Source organism: Cupriavidus sp. 01L46 (genome assembly GCF_056399905.1).
On record NZ_JBFTSF010000617.1, the window covers coordinates 1 to 1,158 of the forward strand.

Genomic DNA, 1,158 nt, shown 5'->3' on the forward strand with positions numbered 1-1,158 from the left:
AGGCTATCCTGCGCCGGCACGAGCTCCGGGGCCACCAGTTTTCCCTCAAGGTGCGCCGCAAGTACACCCAGCACAAATTCCGCTTCCAGTACCAGCTATCCGACTGGGAATATGTCCAGTTGCTGATGCGCCAGGAAGGGCTGTATTGCTACTTCATCCCGGGAAAGTTCGGCGAGATGATCGTCTTCGGCGACGACATCGACCACTACGTCTACCAGCCCGAACTGCGCGTGCCCTATCGTGAGACCGCCGGCCTGGAAGCCGGCATCGAGTCGGTATCCGACATCCAGGTGCACGCCAGGACCGTGCCCGAATCGGTCCTGGTCGCCGACTACAACCCGGATCAGGCGTGGGAACCCATCAAGGGCGAGGCCAACGTCGCGCGCAAGGACAAGACAACGTACGGCCAGCAGTATATCTATGGCACGCATCACCTGGACAAGGCCGAGGCGAAGTGGGAGGCGCAGCTGCGCCACGAGGCCCTGCTGGCTAGCCAGCTTATCTATGTGGGCCAGAGCAACGTGATCAACCTGCACTCCGGGCGTATCCTGCGCCTGGACGAGCCATTGGCCGAAGCCCCCAACGGCCAGGTCATCACCGAAGTCATCCACACCGGCGGGCGTGATGCCGCTTACCGCAACACCTACAAGGCCATCCCGTCGGACCGGCGCTTTCGCCTGCCGCTGGACGAGGAAAACTGGCCGAAAATCCAGGGCACGCTGAGCGCGCGCATCACCTCGCCCGGCCAATACAAATACGCGTACCTGACAAAAGCAGGCCACTACGTCGTCCGCTTCGATTTCGATTTCGAGCCATGGCCGAAGGGCATGGAAAGCGCGGCCATACCCCTGGCGAGACAGTATGCTGGCGGCCTGCAAACCGGGATGCACTTCCCGCTCATCGAGGGCACCGAAGTCGCCATTGCCTTTCGCGACGGCAACCCGAACAAGCCCTATATCGCGCACGCGCTGCATAACAGCCGGCAGGAGGACCTGATCACCACTCGGGACCGGTTGCTGTCGCGCAATCTCATCCAGACGCAGAGCGGCAACCTGGTCGACCTTGAAGACTGGAAGGGCGAGGAACACGTACAGATCTCCACCGAGCATTCGGGCAAAAGCCAGCTGACCCTGGGGCATATGCCCACTGCCAAACGCC

At 61.9% G+C, this 1,158-nt stretch carries 1 protein-coding gene; it reads left to right on the forward strand.

Going from position 1 to position 1,158, the window contains the following annotated elements; all coding sequences use genetic code 11:
* Positions 1–1,158 (forward strand): type VI secretion system Vgr family protein (locus AC1DS3_RS38875; RefSeq protein WP_477129391.1); only part of this gene is annotated, 1,158 nt, incomplete at both ends.